Annotated in this window: 14 protein-coding genes; 9 read left to right on the top strand and 5 right to left on the bottom strand. The window is 61.3% G+C overall.

What is annotated here, in order from left to right; all coding sequences use genetic code 11:
- Positions 1-95 precede the first annotated feature (95 nt).
- Genes HBO05_RS09760 through secB form a run of 3 tightly spaced genes read left to right on the top strand, consistent with a single transcriptional unit; the run spans position 96 to position 1,295 of the window.
- Positions 96-509, top strand: coding sequence for a rhodanese-like domain-containing protein (locus HBO05_RS09760; protein ID WP_029295907.1), 414 nt, complete (start codon positions 96-98; stop codon positions 507-509).
- A 1-nt stretch (position 510) separates the two neighbouring features.
- Positions 511-765: a glutaredoxin 3 gene (grxC, locus tag HBO05_RS09765; RefSeq protein WP_172312494.1), complete on the top strand. Its 255-nt coding sequence runs from the start codon at positions 511-513 to the stop codon at positions 763-765.
- A gap of 44 nt (positions 766-809) precedes the next feature.
- On the top strand, positions 810-1,295 hold the full coding sequence (secB, locus tag HBO05_RS09770) for a protein-export chaperone SecB (protein ID WP_057437139.1): 486 nt from the start codon (positions 810-812) through the stop codon (positions 1,293-1,295).
- Between the two features lie 157 nt (positions 1,296-1,452).
- Here the strand turns inward: secB and HBO05_RS09775 are convergent, their stop codons facing one another.
- The gene (locus HBO05_RS09775; protein ID WP_029295910.1) at positions 1,453-1,908 is read right to left on the bottom strand and encodes a tRNA (cytidine(34)-2'-O)-methyltransferase; all 456 of its coding nucleotides are present in this window, start codon (positions 1,906-1,908) and stop codon (positions 1,453-1,455) included.
- Here HBO05_RS09775 and HBO05_RS09780 point away from each other — a divergent pair.
- The gene (locus tag HBO05_RS09780; protein WP_170058147.1) at positions 1,907-2,347 is read left to right on the top strand and encodes a hypothetical protein; all 441 of its coding nucleotides are present in this window, start codon (positions 1,907-1,909) and stop codon (positions 2,345-2,347) included. The genes HBO05_RS09775 and HBO05_RS09780 overlap by 2 nt on opposite strands.
- A 409-nt stretch (positions 2,348-2,756) precedes the next feature.
- On the opposite strand, the gene ntrC is transcribed toward HBO05_RS09780, so the two are convergent.
- From ntrC to glnA, 3 genes are all read right to left on the bottom strand, one after another.
- Complete coding sequence (ntrC, locus tag HBO05_RS09785; protein ID WP_169955651.1) at positions 2,757-4,193, bottom strand: nitrogen regulation protein NR(I); 1,437 nt, start codon at positions 4,191-4,193, stop codon at positions 2,757-2,759.
- Positions 4,190-5,275 carry a nitrogen regulation protein NR(II) gene (gene glnL, locus HBO05_RS09790; RefSeq protein WP_003218001.1) on the bottom strand — a complete coding sequence of 362 codons (1,086 nt, stop codon included), beginning with the start codon at positions 5,273-5,275 and terminating at the stop codon, positions 4,190-4,192. The genes ntrC and glnL overlap by 4 nt, the downstream gene beginning before the upstream one ends.
- A gap of 460 nt (positions 5,276-5,735) precedes the next feature.
- On the bottom strand, positions 5,736-7,142 hold the full coding sequence (glnA, locus tag HBO05_RS09795; protein ID WP_029295916.1) for a glutamate--ammonia ligase: 1,407 nt from the start codon (positions 7,140-7,142) through the stop codon (positions 5,736-5,738).
- A 333-nt stretch (positions 7,143-7,475) separates the two neighbouring features.
- Here glnA and thiI point away from each other — a divergent pair, with 333 nt between their 5' ends.
- Both thiI and typA read left to right on the top strand, forming a co-directional pair.
- On the top strand, positions 7,476-8,930 hold the full coding sequence (thiI, locus tag HBO05_RS09800; protein WP_170042368.1) for a tRNA uracil 4-sulfurtransferase ThiI: 1,455 nt from the start codon (positions 7,476-7,478) through the stop codon (positions 8,928-8,930).
- Positions 8,931-9,069: 139 nt separating this feature from the next.
- Positions 9,070-10,890 (top strand): translational GTPase TypA, encoded by a 1,821-nt coding sequence (gene typA / locus HBO05_RS09805; protein WP_053140412.1) that lies wholly within the window; start codon positions 9,070-9,072, stop codon positions 10,888-10,890.
- A gap of 199 nt (positions 10,891-11,089) precedes the next feature.
- Here typA and HBO05_RS09810 read toward each other — a convergent pair whose 3' ends face one another.
- On the bottom strand, positions 11,090-11,524 hold the full coding sequence (locus tag HBO05_RS09810) for a YkgJ family cysteine cluster protein (protein WP_032862271.1): 435 nt from the start codon (positions 11,522-11,524) through the stop codon (positions 11,090-11,092).
- Between the two features lie 240 nt (positions 11,525-11,764).
- Here HBO05_RS09810 and HBO05_RS09815 point away from each other — a divergent pair, with 240 nt between their 5' ends.
- The 3 genes from HBO05_RS09815 (at position 11,765) to HBO05_RS09825 (ending at position 18,780) form a co-directional block, all read left to right on the top strand.
- Entirely contained in the window at positions 11,765-14,215 is a 2,451-nt protein-coding gene (locus tag HBO05_RS09815) for a glycogen/starch/alpha-glucan phosphorylase (RefSeq protein WP_169955653.1), read from the top strand.
- A 156-nt stretch (positions 14,216-14,371) separates the two neighbouring features.
- Positions 14,372-17,443, top strand: a complete 3,072-nt coding sequence (locus HBO05_RS09820; protein WP_172312496.1) for a DUF2339 domain-containing protein — start codon at positions 14,372-14,374, stop codon at positions 17,441-17,443.
- Complete coding sequence (locus HBO05_RS09825; RefSeq protein WP_172312678.1) at positions 17,443-18,780, top strand: DUF3999 domain-containing protein; 1,338 nt, start codon at positions 17,443-17,445, stop codon at positions 18,778-18,780. The genes HBO05_RS09820 and HBO05_RS09825 overlap by 1 nt, the downstream gene beginning before the upstream one ends.
- Positions 18,781-18,829 lie beyond the last annotated feature (49 nt).

The following is an 18,829-nucleotide window of genomic DNA, read 5'->3' on the forward strand; positions in this document are numbered from 1 at the left end:
AGCGAAGTTCCGATGCCGTCACCGCTTTACGGGGGTTGGCCCCCCATGGCGGCTGTGTATACTTACCGCCATTTTAACGCCCTGGAACCTCCTTGATGGTTGATCACCTGATTGCATTTGCTACCTCTCACTATCTGCTGGTCGGTGCCTTCGTTGTACTGCTGGCGCTGCTGATTGCTCATGAAGTGAGCCGTGGCGGCCGTAGCCTCAGCACCGCCGAGCTGACCGCGCTGGTCAACAAGGACCAGGCCGTTGTCGTCGACATCCGTCCGGCCAAGGACTTTGCCGCCGGCCATATCGTTGGCGCGCTGAATATCCCCCAGGACAAGCTGATCGCCCGCATCGCCGAGCTGGAAAAGCACAAGGCCAAGACCATTATCCTGGTCGACGCCCAGGGCCAGCACTCCGGTGGCCATGCCCGCGAAATGATGAAGAGCGGTTTCACCGCCGCCAAGCTGTCGGGTGGTATCTCCAGCTGGCGCGCCGATAACCTGCCGTTGGTGAAGTGATATGAGCCAGGTTGTCGTTTATTCCAGCGATTATTGCCCCTATTGCATGCGAGCCAAGCAGTTGCTCCAGAGCAAACAGGTTGCCTTCGAAGAGATCAAGGTCGATGGCAAGCCTGCGGTGCGTGCCGAGATGGCCCAGAAGGCGGGGCGCACCTCTGTGCCGCAAATCTGGATCGGTACCCAGCATATCGGTGGATGCGACGACCTGTTCGCCCTGGAGCGCGCCGGTAAACTCGACGCGCTGCTTCACGTCTGACTCCAAAAACCTAAAAGACCCCAAGATCAAGAAGGATCTGCGAGATGACTGACCAACCGAACATCGAAGCGGCAGCAGAAGAGGCTCAAGGCCCACAATTTTCCCTGCAGCGTATCTACGTGCGTGACCTGTCGTTCGAAGCGCCGAAAAGCCCGGCGATCTTCCGCCAGGAGTGGACCCCAAGCGTCGGCCTGGATCTGAACACCCGTCAGAAGCAGCTCGAAGGCGACTTCCACGAAGTGGTACTGACCCTGTCGGTCACCGTGAAGAACGGTGAAGAAGTGGCATTCATCGCTGAAGTGCAACAGGCCGGTATCTTCCTGATCCAGGGCCTGGACGATGCGTCCATGAGCCACACCCTGGGCGCGTTCTGCCCGAACATCCTGTTCCCGTATGCCCGCGAGACCCTGGACAGCCTGGTTACCCGTGGTTCGTTCCCGGCCCTGATGCTGGCCCCGGTGAACTTCGATGCCCTGTATGCGCAAGAGCTGCAGCGCATGCAACAGGAAGGCGCACCGACGGTTCAGTAAGCTGAACCCGACGCCGCTCTAAATGTGGGAGCGGGCGTGTGTGGGAGCTGGCTTGCCAGCGATAGCATCACCTCTGTGTGACTGACACACCGAGGTGCCTGCATCGCGGGCAAGCCCGGCTCCCACACACGCCCGCTCCCACATTTGTTTAGGCGGGTTATTTGAAACCGAGCTGGCGCCAGCCTTCGTAGACGGCGACGGCCACGGTGTTGGACAGGTTCAGGCTGCGGCAGCCCTCGCGCATCGGCAGGCGCAGGCGCTGGCCGTCGGGCAGGGCGTCGAGCACGTCTGCCGGCAGGCCACGGCTTTCGGGGCCGAACAGGAAGGCATCGCCCTCGGCAAAGCTGGCATCGTGAAACGGCCGCGAGCCCTTGGTGGTGAACGCAAACAGGCGCGGGTGCCCCAGGCTCTCCAGGCAACTGGCGAGGTCGGCGTGACGCTGCAGGGTGGCGTACTCGTGATAGTCCAGGCCCGCGCGGCGCAGGCGCTTGTCGTCCATCTCGAAGCCCAGCGGCTCGATCAAATGCAGGTGGCAGCCACTGTTGGCGCACAGCCTGATAACGTTGCCGGTATTCGGCGGAATTTCTGGTTGAAAAAGGATGACGTGAAACATGCACGGCTCCGAAGATAAAGATGCAGCGCATTCTACCCCTGAAGACGACCCCAGGCCGCAGCTATTGCCCCGCGTCCTGGGTTCGCTGGCGATTGTCGGGTTGATGGTGGGCTTGATGATCGGTCGCCTGACCACCTCGGACCCAACCGCCTTGCTGCAGGTAGAGCCTGGCAGCGATGGCCTGGTGGTGTGGTTCAACAGCGAGCCGAAGCTGCACGGCGAGCATATCGACGGCACCGTGGCGCTGCTGTTCGACGCCCAGGGCCAGGCCCAGGCGGGGCAATTGAAGGTCAGTGACAAGGATGTGAACTGGCGCGTGCGCAAGACCGATGGCGGCTTGCTGTTGAACCTGGTGGCGGCACGGCCGCTGCGCGGGGAATGGTCGGGCAAGGCGGTCGATGACCGCTGGCGACTGGAGATCCATCTCCTGGAGCAATAAAAGAGGGAGTTCCCGGCCTGCCTGTACCAGGGCTCCCAAAACGGTTTGACGCTCGAATTAAAGAGGGGATTCTCGGCCTGCCTGTACCAAGGTCCCCGAAACTGGGTAGTACCAGGGTTATTGCAGGGGGCGTGCCAGAGTGGCGAATTTTTCTGAGGAAATTCTTTTATAAGGCGCAAAGCCCCGGATTACGGGGCTTTGGCGTTTTCAGGGTTCAGAGTTTTTTGAAAGCGGCCTGGAGTTCGTGCGCGATAGCGGTTCATGGTGCGTTGAAGCGGTGCATGGTTTTTTGCGATTGCACAAAACAATGTAGGAGCTGGCTTGCCAGCGATAGCATCACCGCGGTCTCACTGAAAAACCGAGGTGCATGCATCGCCGGCAAGCCAGCTCCTACAAAGGAAAGCTGTGCTCAGCCCTCTTCGCCCTCATCATCATCCCCACCATCGACCTTCATCCCCAACTCCTTGATCTTGCGGGTCAAGGTGTTGCGGCCCCAGCCCAGCAGCACGGCGGCATCACGACGCCGGCCGGCGGTGTGCTTGAGGGCGGTTTCGATCATGATCCGCTCAAAGGTCGGCACGGCGCTGTCCAGCAGGCTCGACTGGCCACGGGCCAGGGCCTGGTCGGCCCACTGGCGCAGGGCCTGTTCCCAGTTGGTCACCGGCGCCGAATCCTGCGGCAGGTTCAACAACTCCGGCGGCAGGTCGCTGATATGCACCTCGCGCCCGGACGCCATCACCGTGATCCAGCGGCAGGTGTTCTCCAGCTGGCGCACGTTGCCCGGCCACGGCAGGTTCTTCAGGTACTCCTCGGTTTCCGTCTTCAGCAGCTTGGGCTCTACCGCCAGCTCCTGGGCGGCGCGGCTGAGGAAGTGGCGGGCCAGGGTCGGGATATCTTCGCGACGGTCCGACATGCGCGGGATGTGGATGCGGATCACATTCAGGCGGTGGAACAAATCCTCGCGAAACTTGCCAGCGTGCACCAGGGTTTCCAGGTTCTGGTGGGTCGCGGCGATGATCCGTACGTCGACCTTGACCGGCGTATGACCGCCGACACGATAGAACTCCCCATCGGCCAACACTCGCAGCAGCCGAGTCTGGGTGTCGGCGGGCATATCGCCGATTTCATCGAGAAACAGCGTGCCGCCGTCCGCCTGTTCAAAACGCCCGCGACGCAGGTTGGCCGCGCCGGTGAACGCGCCTTTTTCATGGCCGAACAGCTCGGATTCCATCAAGTCCTTGGGGATCGCCGCCATGTTCAACGCGATGAACGGCGAGGCCGCCCGCGGGCTGTGACGGTGCAGGGCATGGGCCACCAGCTCTTTACCGGTCCCGGACTCACCGTTGATCAGCACGGTGATGTTGGAGTGGCTCAGGCGCCCGATGGCGCGAAACACTTCCTGCATCGCCGGTGCTTCACCGATGATTTCCGGGGTGCGGGTCAGGGTCGGTTCCACGGCCTGGCCTTGCTGTTCCTGGGCGTGCTGGTTGGCGCGCTTGACCAGCGCCACCGCCTCATCAACGTCGAACGGCTTGGGCAGGTACTCGAAGGCGCCGCCCTGATACGACGCGACAGCGCTGTCCAGGTCCGAGTGCGCGGTCATGATAATCACCGGCAAGCGCGGGTGCTGCTCGCGGATCCGCGCCAGCAAGTCCAGGCCGCTGGCGCCGGGCATGCGGATATCAGAGATGATCACGTCGGGCTGCTGGCGCGCCAGGCGGCTCATCACCCCATCGGCGCTGTCGAAGCTTTGGGTGGTCATGCCTTCCTGTTGCAAGGCTTTCTCCAGGACCCAGCGGATGGAACGGTCGTCATCGACGATCCAGACAGTTTCACTACGGCTCATGTCGATGGGGCTCCTTGTTCCAGTGGCAGAAAGATCGAAAAGGTCGTGTGGCCGGGATGGCTTTCACATTCGATCAGGCCCTGGTGCTGGCTGATGATGTTCTGGGTAATGGCCAGGCCCAGCCCGGTACCGTCCGGGCGACCGCTGACCATTGGGAAGAAAATGGTTTCTTGCAGTTCGGCCGGGATGCCCGGGCCGTTGTCGATGATCTCGACCTTGGTCACCAGGCGATGGCGCACATGGCCGATGGTGAACTGGCGCAAGGCGCGGGTGCGCAGGCTGATGCGGCCCAGGCGCAGCTCGTTCTGGCTGCTGATGGCCTGCATGGCGTTACGTACGATATTGAGCACCGCCTGGATCATCTGCTCGCGGTCGATCAACACGTCGGGAATGCTCGGGTCGTAGTCGCGCACCAGGGTGATGCAGCCCTGGCTTTCGGCCTCCACCAATTGGCAGACGCGCTCCAGCACTTCATGCACATTGGTCATCGCCAGCGACGGCAGCTTGTTGGAGCCGAGCATGCGGTCCACCAGGTTGCGCAGGCGGTCCGCCTCTTCGATGATGACGTTGGTGTAGTCCTTGAGGTTTTCATCCGGCAACTCGCGGGCCAGCAGCTGCGCGGCGCCGCGAATCCCGCCCAGCGGGTTCTTGATCTCATGGGCCAGGCCACGCACCAGCATCTTGCTGGTTTCCTGTTTGGACAGCTGGGCCTCTTCCTTGGTGATGCGCAGCAGGCGATCACGGGGATGCACCTCCAGCAGCAGCAAGGTGGCGCCGTGGCTCAGGATCGGTGTTACCGCGTAGTCGACGGTCAGGGTCTGGCCGGTGAGGGCCGTGAGCATCGCTTCACGCTTGGTGAACGGGTGGGCCTGCTCCACGGCCTGGCGCAAGGAACTCAAGGCCTCGGCGGACTCGGTGAACAGCTCGCTGATAAATTGCCCATGGCTGCGCTGGCCGCTGATGGCCAGGAGCATCTCCGCCGCGGGGTTCATGTACTCAAGGCGCAGTTCGTCATTGAGCAGGATGGTCGCGGTGGTCAGGTTGTCGAGTAGCAAGCGGTGCAGTGCGTCGCTGATGGTCATTAGGACCTCTTTTGGAGCAAGGCGTGGGCTTGAGGCTCACGCTGATACCAGGAAAATGCAAAAACCAAACCAAGGCTCCGAAAAGAAGCGTAAAAGCCCTGAAATGGGGGCTTGAGGCGCGAAACTATGGCGCTCTGCCAGCCTGCTCGGGAGATTTCGACCCAAAATGGGCTGGTCCGTGGGCATGGGTGCAACCTATCGCACCAATATAGTGCGAATCCCCACATTCTGTTCAGCGATCAAATATTTCCTGGAAGCACCCCATCAAACTGTAGGAGCTGGCTTGCCTGCGATAGCGGTGGCTCAGTCAGTCGTGATGCGACAGATACACCGCCATCGCAGGCAAGCCAGCTCCTACAGTTTTGATGGGGTTTGCAAAGGTGGATAGTCATTGTTTCAGGCAAAAAAAAGACCTCCCGAAGGAGGCCTTTTTGTCACGCCACTAAGCGGCGCTACCGGATCAGCAGCTGTAGTACAGCTCGTATTCCAGTGGGTGTACGAAGGTGCGGACCTTGATTTCTTCTTCGCTTTTCAGGGCGATGTAGGCATCGATAAAGTCGTCGCTGAACACGCCGCCTTTGGTCAGGAACGCACGGCCCTTGTCCAGCTCTTCCAGGGCTTCTTTCAGGCTGCCGCACACTTGTGGGATCTCTTTGGCCTCTTCAGGCGGCAGGTCGTACAAGTTCTTGTCGGCGGCGTCGCCTGGGTGGATCTTGTTCTGGATGCCGTCCAGGCCAGCCATCAGCAGGGCAGCGAAGCCCAGGTACGGGTTGGCTGCTGGATCCGGGAAACGTGCTTCGATACGGCGAGCGCGAGGGCTGGACACGTAAGGAATACGGATCGAAGCGGAACGGTTGCGCGCCGAGTAGGCCAGCATCACTGGCGCTTCGAAACCTGGGACCAGACGCTTGTAGGAGTTGGTCGACGGGTTGGTGAAGCCGTTCAGGGCCTTACCGTGCTTGATGATACCGCCGATGAAGTACAGGGCAGTGTCGGACAGGCCGGCATAACCTTCGCCAGCGAAGGTGTTCTTGCCATCTTTGGCGATGGACAGGTGAACGTGCATACCCGAACCGTTATCGCCGTACAGAGGCTTAGGCATGAAGGTAGCGGTACGGCCGTAGGCCACAGCCACGTTGTGTACGCAGTACTTGAGAGTCTGTACTTCGTCAGCCTTGGCCACCAGGGTGTTGAACTTCACACCGATTTCGTTCTGGCCGGCAGTCGCCACTTCGTGGTGGTGAACTTCGATGACCAGGCCCATGTCTTCCATGGCGTTGCACATGGAGGTACGGATTTCGTGGTCGTGGTCGAACGGTGGAACCGGGAAGTAGCCGCCTTTGACGCCTGGTCGGTGGCCATGGTTGCCGCCTTCCACGTCCTGGTCGGACATCCACGAACCTTGGTCGGAGAAGATTTTGAACATGGAGCCGGAGATGTCGGACTTGAACTTCACTTGGTCAAAGATGAAGAACTCAGGCTCCGGGCCCACGAATACGGTGTCACCGATACCGGTGGACTTGAGGTATTCCTCGGCACGCTTGGCGATCGCACGTGGGTCGCGGTCGTAGCCCTGCATGGTCGAAGGCTCGATCACGTCGCAGACGATGATCAGCGTCGGCTCTTCGGTGAACGGGTCGAGTACGGCGGTGGAATCGTCCGGCATCAGGATCATGTCGGAGGCTTCGATGCCTTTCCAGCCAGCGATGGAGGAGCCGTCGAACATTTTGCCTTCTTCGAAGAAGGCGTCATCCAGCGCGTCGCGAGCCGGCATGGTCACGTGGTGCTGAGTGCCTTTGGTGTCCGTGAAGCGCAGATCAATCCATTTAACGTCATGATCTTTGATGAGTTGAACCGACTTCGACATAGTGTCCTCCGGGTGGCTTCGGGCTTGGGTAGTGGAGTAGCCCTTAGAATGTGGGTGATGCCGGCGCGGATAGTCCGCCATGGCAACCTGCCTCACAAGAGAGCAAATTGCATGCCAGTGCCCCGACATGGGTTTTTTGCCTCAAAATGGCTCCTATAAAGGTGCAAATCGTCAAAACGGCAAAATTCGCGCACTGCAATGTAGCGCAATCAGTCTTAAATGCACCTCTTTGGTGCGCTGCATGCCGTTTGTATATTAACTGGTTAAACCTTGAGCGATTTCCGCTATAATCCGCGCCCCCCTTTTTCGGCTGGCCCTGCGCGCGCTGTTTCCATGAAATTAATCGTTAAAGTCTTCCCCGAGATCACCATCAAGAGCCGACCGGTACGGATGCGTTTCATCCGTCAATTGGCCAAGAACATCCGCGCTGTGCTCCGTGACCTGGACCCGGCCGTGGTGGTGAACGGTGTGTGGGACAATCTCGAGCTGGAAACCCGCGTCAGCGACCCTAAAGCCTTGAAAGATATGACCGAGCGCCTGAGCTGCATGCCGGGCATCGCGCATTTCCTGCAGGTTGACGAGTACCCGCTGGGCGACTTCGACGACATCACTGAAAAATGCAAACTGCACTTTGGCGACAGCCTTGTGGGCAAGATTTTTTCGGTGCGTTGCAAGCGTGCGGGCAAGCACCCGTTCAGCTCCATGGACGTCGAGAAATACGTCGGCAGCAAGCTGCGTCGTGAGTGCGGCGCGGCTGGAATCTCGCTGAAAGAGCCGCAAATCGAAGTGCGCATCGAAATTCGCGACCAACGGTTGTTTGTGATCCACAGCCAGCACAACAGCATCGGCGGCTACCCGCTGGGCGCGCTGGAGCAGACCCTGGTGCTGATGTCCGGCGGTTTCGACTCCACCGTGGCGGCCTACCAGATCATGCGCCGCGGCCTGATGAGCCACTTCTGCTTCTTTAACCTGGGCGGGCGTGCACACGAATTGGGCGTGATGGAAGTCGCGCACTATATCTGGAAGAAGTACGGCAGCTCCCAGCGCGTGCTGTTTGTCAGCGTGCCGTTCGAGGAAGTCCTGGGAGAAATTCTCGGAAAAGTCGATAACGGTCATATGGGCGTCGTATTGAAGCGTATGATGTTGCGCGCAGCGTCGAAAATCGCCGACCGCCTGCAAATCGAAGCGCTGGTCACCGGCGAGGCGATTTCCCAGGTCTCCAGCCAGACCCTGCCGAACCTGTCTGTGATCGACTGCGTGACCGACAAGTTGGTATTGCGCCCGCTGATCGCCAGCCACAAGCAAGACATCATCGACCTGGCCAACGAAATCGGCACCGCTGATTTCGCCAAGCACATGCCAGAGTATTGCGGGGTCATTTCGGTGAACCCCAAGACCCATGCCAAGCGCTACCGCGTGGAGCATGAAGAGAAAGAATTCGACATGGCGATTCTGGAGCGAGCGCTCGAGAACGCCAAACTGGTGCCGATCGATCGGGTAATCGACGAACTGGGCCAGGATGTGCAGATCGAAGAAGTCAGCGAAGCACTGGCCGGCCAGATTGTCATCGACATCCGTCACCCGGATGCCGCTTGCGACGAGCCGCTGGAAGTCGCTGGCATCGACGTGCAAACGCTGCCGTTCTATGCACTGAACGCGCGTTTCAAGGAACTGGATAACAGCCGTCAGTACCTGCTGTATTGCGACAAAGGCGTGATGAGTCGCCTGCATGCCCACCATTTGCTCAGTGAGGGGCATGCCAATGTGCGCGTTTATCGACCGAGCTAAGAGCCCGGGGCTGTTTGCCTGTGGCCTGCGTCACCGGCCCCCCGACTCTGCCGTCAAGCTGTAACGGCAAGGCCTGACTCTACTGTTAATCGCTGCCACGACCTGTCAGCACACCGAATCCTCTGATCGAGATACACAAGTGATCGAAAATCTACGTAACATCGCCATCATTGCCCACGTTGACCATGGTAAAACCACCCTGGTAGACAAACTCCTGCGTCAATCCGGCACCCTGGAGCGCAACGAGCTCAACGACGAGCGCGTGATGGACTCCAACGACCAGGAAAAAGAGCGCGGTATTACCATCCTGGCGAAAAACACCGCCATCAACTGGAACGGCTACCACATCAACATCGTGGACACCCCGGGCCACGCCGACTTCGGCGGCGAAGTAGAACGCGTAATGTCGATGGTTGACTCCGTTCTGCTGCTGGTTGATGCCCAAGACGGCCCTATGCCGCAAACCCGTTTCGTGACCAAGAAGGCTTTCGAAGCCGGCCTGCGTCCGATCGTGTGCATCAACAAGGTTGACCGTCCAGGCGCGCGTCCGGACTGGGTTCTGGACCAGATCTTCGACCTGTTTGACAACCTGGGTGCTACCGAAGAGCAACTTGATTTCCAAGTGATCTACGCCTCTGCCCTGAACGGTATTGCCGGTCTGGAACACACCGCCATGGCGGAAGACATGACCCCGCTGTACCAGGCGATCGTTGACCACGTTCCACCGCCGAAGGTTGACCGTGAAGGCCCGTTCCAGATGCAAATCTCGGCACTGGACTACAACAGCTTCCTGGGTGTTATCGGTGTTGGCCGTATCGCTCGCGGTAGCGTCAAGCCGAACACCCCGGTTGTGGCTATCGGCGCCGACGGCAAGAAGCGCAACGGTCGTATCCTCAAGCTGATGGGTCACCACGGCCTGCACCGCATCGACGTTGAAGAAGCTTTCGCCGGCGACATCGTGTGCGTGAGCGGTATGGACTCGCTGTTCATCTCCGACACCCTGTGCCAGCCGGACACTGTCGAGGCGATGAAGCCTCTGACCGTCGACGAGCCAACCGTTTCCATGACCTTCCAGGTAAACGACTCGCCTTTCTGCGGTAAAGAAGGCAAGTTCGTGACTTCCCGTAACATCAAGGAACGTCTGGACAAAGAGCTGCTGTACAACGTTGCACTGCGCGTTGAAGAAGGCGACTCGGCTGACAAGTTCAAGGTTTCCGGCCGTGGTGAGCTGCACCTCTCGGTACTGATCGAAACCATGCGTCGCGAAGGCTTCGAAATGGGCGTTGGTCGTCCGGAAGTGATCATCCGTACCGTTGACGGCGTGAAGCAGGAACCGTTCGAAAACGTCACCATCGACACCCCTGAAGAATCCCAGGGCAAGGTCATGGAAGAGATGGGCCTGCGTAAAGGCGACCTGACCAACATGGTGCCGGATGGCAAAGGCCGTGTGCGTCTGGAATACAACATCCCTGCTCGTGGTCTGATCGGTTTCCGTAACCAGTTCCTGACCCTGACCAACGGTGCTGGCATCCTGACCTCGATCTTCGATCGCTACGACACCATGAAGTCCGGCGACATGTCCGGCCGTCAGAACGGTGTTCTGGTATCGGTAGAAACCGGCAAGGCGCTGACCTACTCCCTGGAAACTCTCCAGGCGCGTGGCAAGCTGTTCGTTGAACACGGTCAAGAGATCTACAACGGTCAGATCGTTGGCTTGAACAGCCGTGACAACGACATGGGCGTCAACCCAACCAAAGGCAAGAAGCTCGACAACATGCGTGCTTCGGGTAAAGACGAAACCATCGCCCTGGTTCCACCTGTTCGCTTCACCCTGGAACAGGCCCTGGAATTCATCCAGGACGACGAGCTGTGCGAAGTGACGCCTAAGTCCATCCGTCTTCGCAAGAAGATCCTGGACGAAGGCGAGCGTACCCGCGCTGCCAAAAAGGCTAAGAACTGATACTTAGTTCCAGCTGAATAAAAACGCCCCCGGCCTGTTGGCCGGGGGCGTTTTTTTATGCCTGCAGATTGTGTGGTGTCTGGCCTGGCCTCATCGCGGGCAAGCCCGGCTCCCACATTGACCGAGTTTATTGAGGATGAACGCGATCAACTGTGGGAGCTGGCTTGCCTGCGATGGCGATCTGTCAGGTAACCAACATTTAGAACTTGTCGAGCGTGCGCAACTTGGTCTCGCGCACCACTTCCTTGGGCTTGTACGCGCAATACCCTGGGCGCGGCCCGATCTTGGGGTGATTGCGGCAGGTATCCGGGCGCTTGTCATAAATAGTGCAGAAGCGCGTCTTACGATCCAGGTACAGGCAATCGTTGTTGCTCATGCGCTGCAGGGTAAAGATCTCGGACTTGGAGTTGAAGCGCTCGACGATGCCTTCCTTCTGCAAGCGCTTGGCGATGTTCTTTGGCGGGTCGCCACGCTCGAATTCATCGACGATGCCAATACGGATCAAATCCTTGATCTTCACCTCAACCGGCAGGGTGCAGCAGTTGGACGTGCAGCCGCCGCACATGTGGCTGGAGTATTTCTGCCACGTTTCGAGACGGTCGAGTTCCGCGGCGGCGATCAGTTGAGGCTTCATCAGGTTTCCAAGAGGGGCTTTGTCCGGGCGCGCGATCATACCGGGATTGGTGATTTTTTGAACAATATTTTGCGGGTTTCGGCTCAAAGGCTGCTTGGTGACGTAAACGGGCACGGCCCCTGCATCTAAAACCTGCATGCGTGAATGAGTGAAAAAACTGCCGAACCGTCAGCCATGCCATGGGTCAGACCGTCTAGGCTCTAGGATTTCCCTTCTTCTATCTCGCCCGAGGTCGCACCGATGTCTCAGGAACCGCTTGTACGAGAAGCAGAGGTAGCCGCGTTTCGCGATGCTGTCTTGACCAAACTCACTTATGCGGTGGGCAAGGATCCCGATCACGCCTTCGACCATGACTGGTTCGAAGCCATTGCCCTGGCGGCGCGCGACCACATGGTCGACCACTGGATGGACCACACCCGGCACATCTACCGGCGTGGGCAGAAGCGGGTGTATTACCTGTCCCTGGAGTTCTTGATCGGCCGTTTGCTGTTTGACAGCCTGAGCAACCTCGGCCTGCTGGAGGTGGCGCGCGAAGCCCTCGGCGAGCTGGGTGTGGACCTGGAGCGCATCCGCCTGCTGGAGCCCGATGCGGCCCTGGGCAACGGTGGCCTGGGCCGCCTGGCCGCGTGCTTTATGGAAAGCATGTCGACCCTGGGCATTGCCGGCCATGGCTATGGCATTCGTTATGAGCACGGGCTGTTTCGCCAAGCGATTGTCGATGGCTGGCAGCAGGAGCAGACCGAGCGCTGGCTGGATTTCGGCAACCCCTGGGAGTTCGAGCGCGCCGAAGTGATCTACCCGATCGGCTTCGGCGGCAGCGTCGAGACCGTGCTGGATGCGTCCGGCAAGTCGATACAGGTCTGGTCGCCCAATGAAACCGTGCGCGCGGTGGCCTACGACACCCCGGTAGTCGGCTGGCGCGGTGCCAGTGTGAACACCTTGCGCCTGTGGCGTGCGCGAGCTGTCGAAGACCTGCACCTGGAGCGCTTCAACGCCGGTGACCATTTGGGCGCCGTTGCCGAAGTGGCCCGTGCCGAAAGCATCTCCAGGGTGCTTTACCCGGCCGACAGCACCGAAGCAGGGCAGGAATTGCGCCTGCGCCAGGAATACTTCTTCGTCTCGGCTTCCCTGCAAGACCTGCTGCGGCGCCACAAAAACATGCACGGCTCGGTGCTGAGCCTGGGCGAACACGCGGCCATCCAGCTCAACGACACCCACCCGTCCATCGCCGTGGCCGAGTTGATGCGCCAATTGGTCGACCTGCACGACATCGCCTGGGATGCGGCCTGGCAGGTTACGGTGGAGACGCTTTCCTACACCAACCACACGCTGCTTCCCGAGGCTCTGGAAACCTGGCCCGTAGGCCTGATGGAACGCATGCTGCCCCGGCATATGCAGATCATCTACCTGATCAACGCCCAGCACATCGATTCGCTGCGGGCCAAGGGCATCCACGATTTCGACGTGCTGCGCGCAGTGTCGCTGATCGAAGAAGACAACGGTCGCCGCGTGCGCATGGGCAACCTGGCGTTCCTTGGCTCCCACAGCGTCAACGGCGTGTCCGGGCTGCACACCCAGTTGATGCGCAGCACGGTGTTTTCCGAACTGCACAAGCTCTACCCCGACCGTATCAACAACAAGACCAACGGCATCACCTTCCGCCGCTGGCTATTCCAGGCCAACCCCAAGCTCACCGCGATGCTGGTAGAAGCCCTGGGCCCGGACATTCTCGACAACATGGAACAGCGCCTGGTGGAGCTGGAAACCTTTGCCGAGAAGCAGGCGTTCCGCAAGGCCTTCGCCGAGCAGCGCCTGCACAGCAAGCGCGTACTGGCCGATATCATCCATGAGCGCCTGGGGATCTCGGTCAACCCGGCGGCGATGTTCGATGTGCAGGTCAAGCGCATCCACGAGTACAAGCGCCAGTTGCTGAACCTGCTGCACACCGTCGCCTTGTACCAGGCGATTCGTGCCGAGCCCGAAGTGGATTGGGTGCCGCGGGTGAAAATCTTCGCCGGCAAGGCAGCGGCCAGTTATCACCAGGCCAAGCTGATCATCAAGCTGACCAACGACATCGCGCGTACGGTCAATAACGACCCGACCGTGCGCGGCCTGCTCAAGGTGGTGTTCCTGCCCAACTACAACGTCAGCCTGGCGGAAAACATCATTCCGGCGGCGGACCTGTCAGAGCAGATCTCCACCGCCGGGTTCGAGGCCTCGGGCACCAGCAACATGAAGTTCGGCCTCAATGGCGCGCTGACCATCGGCACCATGGATGGCGCCAATGTCGAGATGCACGAGCGCATCGGCGGCGAGCACATGTTTATCTTCGGCCTCAGCGCCGAGCAGGTCGAAGCGCGCAAACAGGCGGGTGAATTCAATGCCGGCCCGGATATCGCGGCCTCCCATCGCTTGAACGACGTGCTGCAGGCGATTCGTGGCGGGGTGTTCTCGCCGGACGATCCGGGGCGCTATGTGGGGTTGATCGACTCGTTGATCGCCTACGATCGCTTCCTGGTGTGTGCCGATTTTGACGCCTATTGGGACGCCCAGGCGCGGGTCGAAGCCCATTGGCATGACTCCAAGGAATGGTGGCGTTCAGCGGTGCTCAACACCGCGCGTACCGGGTGGTTCTCGTCGGACCGTACCATCCGCGAGTATGCGACCGAAATCTGGAAAGCCCTGGACTAAACGCCGCAGGAGCAAAATGTGGGAGCGGGCTTGCTCGCGATAGCGCTGCGTCAGTTAGCAAATAGGTGACTGATGCAGCGCTATCGCGAGCAAGCCCGCTCCCACATTGGTTATGCGTCTATATACTGGGCCTCGGTTTGCTTAGGGATTTGGACCATGCAATGGATGTTCATGCTCATTGGCCTGGTGCTCGGCTGGGCGCTGGATGAATCGTTTAGTGATGCAGGCTTCGGTGCACTACTGGGTTTGGGGGTTGGCCAGGCCATTCGCCTGTCGAACCTGGGCAGTGCCGTAAAGGCGCTGGAACAACGCCTCGCGCTGCTGGAAAAGCCGCCTCAGGTTGAACCGTCCAGGGCCGAACCCGCGCCCGCCCCAGAGCTGGTCTGGGAGCTGCCCGCCGAACTGCAATCCACCCCTGCTCCCGAGCCGAGCCCGCCGCTGCCGGACGACCTGTGGAAACCGGCCGCCGTTGCCCGCGAAGCTGAACCCGAAATCCCCCGTAGCCCCAACCTGATCGAACGTGCCATCGGCGCCGCGCGCAACTGGCTGCTGGGCGGCAATACCGTGCTGCGGGTCGGCGTGGTGTTGCTGTTCTTGGGCCTGGCATTTTTGCTGCGTTATGCCACCGAAGGCCTGGTGGTGCCGATCGAGATGCGCTACGCCGGTGTCGCCGCCTGCGCCCTGGGCTTGCTGGGCCTGGGTTGGTGGCTGCGCCTGCGCCGGGGCAGTTACGCGCTGATCCTGCAAGGCACGGGCATTGCCGTGTTGTACCTGACGGTGTTCGCCGCCATGCGCCTGCACCCGCTGCTCGATCCGGGTGCGGCGCTGGGCCTGCTGGTGGCGGTGACGGTGTTTTCGGCGATCCTGGCGATTACCCAGGACGCCATCGGCCTGGCCTGCGCCGCAGCCCTCGGCGGGTTTGCCGCGCCGATCCTGGCGTCCACTGGCGAAGGCAGCCATGTGGCGCTGTTCAGTTACTTCGCCCTGCTCAACGCCGGGATCCTCGCCATCGCCTGGTTCAAGGCCTGGCGCCTGCTCAATGTGATTGGCTTTGCCGGCACCTTCGGCATTGGCTTCGCCTGGGGGATTCGTTCCTACACCCCGGAACTGCTGTGGAGTACCGAGCCGTTCCTGATCTTGTTTTTCCTCATGTACCTGGCCATCGGCCTACTGTTTGCGCGGCGCAAACTCCTGGAAACCCCCGACGCCCCGGCCGATGACAGCCGTGGCGCGCTGCTGCGCTGGTCGGCGGCCAAGGGTGATTATGTGGATGGCGGCCTGTTGTTCGGCCCGCCGCTGGTGGCGTTTGGTTTGCAGTTCACCTTGGTGCAACACCTGGCCTTCGCTCCGGCATTCAGCGCGCTGGCGTTGGGGATCATCTATATGGTCCTGGCGCGTGTGCTCAGCGGTGGGCGCACCGTGTTGCTGGCAGAAACCTGCCTGGCCCTGGGCGTGATCTTCGCCAGCCTGGCGATCCCCCTGGGCCTGGACGCGCGCTGGACCGCCGCAGCCTGGGCGGTGGAAGGCGCTGGCATCCTGTGGCTTGGCCTGCGTCAGCAGCGAGCGTTGGCGCGCGGGTTCGGCTTGCTGTTGCAACTGGGCTCGGCGCTGGCCTTTCTCAGTGAGCTGGACGTGGGCGAACACACGCTGCTGGACGGCGCGGCGCTGGGCGCGTTGTTGCTCGGCGTGGCGTTGCTGTTCAGCTTCCAGCAACTGCGCACGGCCGCGCTGGCGCAGACCACGACGTGGGAGCGCCGGGGCTTGCCGGTCCTGGCCGGCCTTGGCCTGGGCTTTGTGTACCTGCTGGCGCCGTTGCTGGTGGCCGAGCAGGGCACCGCGATCAGTTGGGCGCTGGCCGGGCTGGTAACGGTGTTTGTCGGCTGGCATATCGCTTCGCGCACCTTCCTGTTCTGCGCGCTTGGCGTGCAAGTGCTGGCGGGGGCGTTGCTCATGCTCACGTCATGGGGCGGCGAAGAACTGCCGGCGTTTCGGCATATCGGTTTCTGGGCGCCGATGCTGGTGGGGTTGGCCGCATTTGTCGGCGCCTGGCGCTTGCAGGGCAGTGATCGACGGCTCAAGTTGCCCCATCTTTCCAACGGCCTGCTGGCCTGGGGCGCGGCGTGGTGGGTATTGGCGCTGAACCATGAAGTGCTGCGCTTCACCCCGCCAGAGTTGCAAGCCACGTTCCTGTTGGCGGCGGCTGCGGCCAGCGCGGCGTTGTGGATGTTGCTGGCGTTGCGCCTGCGCTGGGCCGCGCTGGGTGCCCTCTGCCTGTTGCTGATGCCAGCGGCGGCGCTGGTGGTGCTGGTGTCGTTGCATCGCTATTACCACCCGGCGGCCGAATTGGGCTGGTTGGCCTGGCTGGCGGTGTTCGCCGTGCATTTCATCGCGCTGCGTTATTTGGCCGACCTGGCGGCGGCAAAGGCCCTGAGCGTCGCCCATGTGCTGGGCTGCTGGATGCTGATCGGCATGCTCGCCCTGGAGCTGCGCTATGGCCTGTTGGTGCTTTCGGTGCACTACAACGCCTGGCGCTGGCTGGGCTGGGCGATTTTCCCCAGCCTGTACCTGATAGCCGTCGCTACGCCGCGCCAGTGGCCATGGCCGATATCTGCTTATGCGCGTGAATACCGCCTGCTGGCCGCGCTGCCGCTGGCCGCGCTGATGCTGGTGTGGTTCTGGCTGGCCAATATTTTCAGCGACGGCACGGCCAGGCCATTGCCCTATGTGCCGTTGCTCAACCCCTTGGACCTGGGCCTGCTGTTTGCGCTGTTGGGCGTGTACCTGTGGGCGCGCAGCGCGGCGCCACAACTGGGCAGCCGCACCCCGTGGATTGCCCAGGGCGTTGCCGGGGTCTCGCTGTTCGCCTTTTTCACCGCATTGGTGATGCGCGCGGCGCACCATTGGGGCGGCGTGCCGTTTTATCTGGATGCATTGCTCGACTCAATGTTGGTCCAGGCCGGCCTGTCGATTGTCTGGACCCTGATTGCCTTGGGCTTGATGATCGGCGGGCACCTGCGCAATCGCCGGGAAGTGTGGCTGGTCGGCGCGGTGCTGATCGGCGTAGTGGTCGCCAAGTTGTTCCTCGTGGAGCTGAGCAACCGTGGCGGGCTGGAGCGGATCGTGTCGTTTATCGGCGTGGGCGGGCTGTTGCTGGTGGTGGGCTATTTTGCTCCGCTGCCGCCCAAGCGCAGTGAACCCGAGGTTCAAACCCAAGGAGCGTCCTCTTGATCGGCAAACTGAGTATTGCACTGGTGGGCCTGTGCGCCGCGTTATCGGCGTCGGCCGCAGAAGGCCTCGCCGACTTCACCACCCAAGTGCCGCTGACCGTCAGCGGCGACGGCCCCTGGTATCGCCTGGAGTTGCCGCTGGCGGTGCAATTGAGCGCCAGCCAGGCGGATCTCGGTGACCTGCGGGTGTTCAACGCGGCGGGCGAACCCCAGGCATATGCATTAGTGCGGCAGTCGGCCGCAAGCGCAAACAACCTGGCCCGGCTGAAGGGCTTCCCGCTGTATGCCACCGATAATGCCAGCGACAGTGTGCCCAGCGTGCGCGTGCAATCCAGCGCCACGGGCACCCTGGTGCAGGTGCAGCCGTCCAGCGAGGTGCCGACCGGTGCGCAGGTGCGACGCGGCTGGCTGCTTGATGCCAGTGCAGTCAAGGCGCCGTTGCAAAAGCTGATCCTCGACTGGCCCGCCGAGCACGAGGGTTTCCAGCGTTTCAGCATCGAAGCCAGTGACGATTTGCAGCAGTGGCGCTCCTGGGGCGACGGGCAGGTGGCGCGCCTGGCATTTGCCGAGGATCGGGTGGAGCAGCGTGAAGTCGCCTTGCCAGGGCAGTCGGCGCGCTACCTGCGCCTGCTATGGCAAGGCCAGGCCGCGCCCGAGTTGACCTCCATTGAAGTGCAGAGCACCAGCAGCCTGCCGCTGTCGCTGGTGTGGTCCGAGCCTTTGGCCGGCAGCACCCTTGAGCCTGGGCAGTACAGCTGGCAGCTGCCTGGGGTGTTGAATATCGAGCGGGTGCGCGTTGAGTTGCGCCAGCCCAACAGCCTGGCGCCGGTGGGGCTGCAAGGGCGTCAGGACAGCAAGCAGGCATGGCAGCCGTTGAGCCGTGGTTTGCTCTATCGCTTGGCGCAAGGCGGGCAAGAAGTCACCCAGGATCAACTGCAACTGCCGGGCTATCCGGTGCGGCAGCTCAAGCTGGAGGTGGACGAACGGGGCGGTGGCCTGGGGGCGCAGGCGCCGGCGTTGAGTTTTGCCGTGCGGGCCACGCAAGTGGTGTTCCTGGCGCGGGGCGAACCACCATTTACCCTGGCGCTGGGCAACCCGTCGGCCAAGGCCGCGAACCTGGCACTGACCACCTTGATTCCCGGCTACACCCCGCAGCGCCTCGCGAATCTGGGCCAGGCCCGGGTCGATGGCGCGTGGCGCGCCAGTACACCGCCTGCGCCAAATGCCGCAGGTACCCACTGGAAGACAATCGGCCTGTGGGCCGTGCTGTTACTGGGCGTCGCGGCACTTGGGGCGATGGCCTACAGTCTGCTGCGCAAGCCGCCGGCCAGGCCCTGAGCCGGGGCCTACATGAACTCTGTCAGGCTTATCTCGTCTGATAGGAGGA

Source organism: Pseudomonas sp. WS 5079 (assembly GCF_012985465.1).
In the GTDB taxonomy this organism is placed as follows: domain Bacteria; phylum Pseudomonadota; class Gammaproteobacteria; order Pseudomonadales; family Pseudomonadaceae; genus Aquipseudomonas.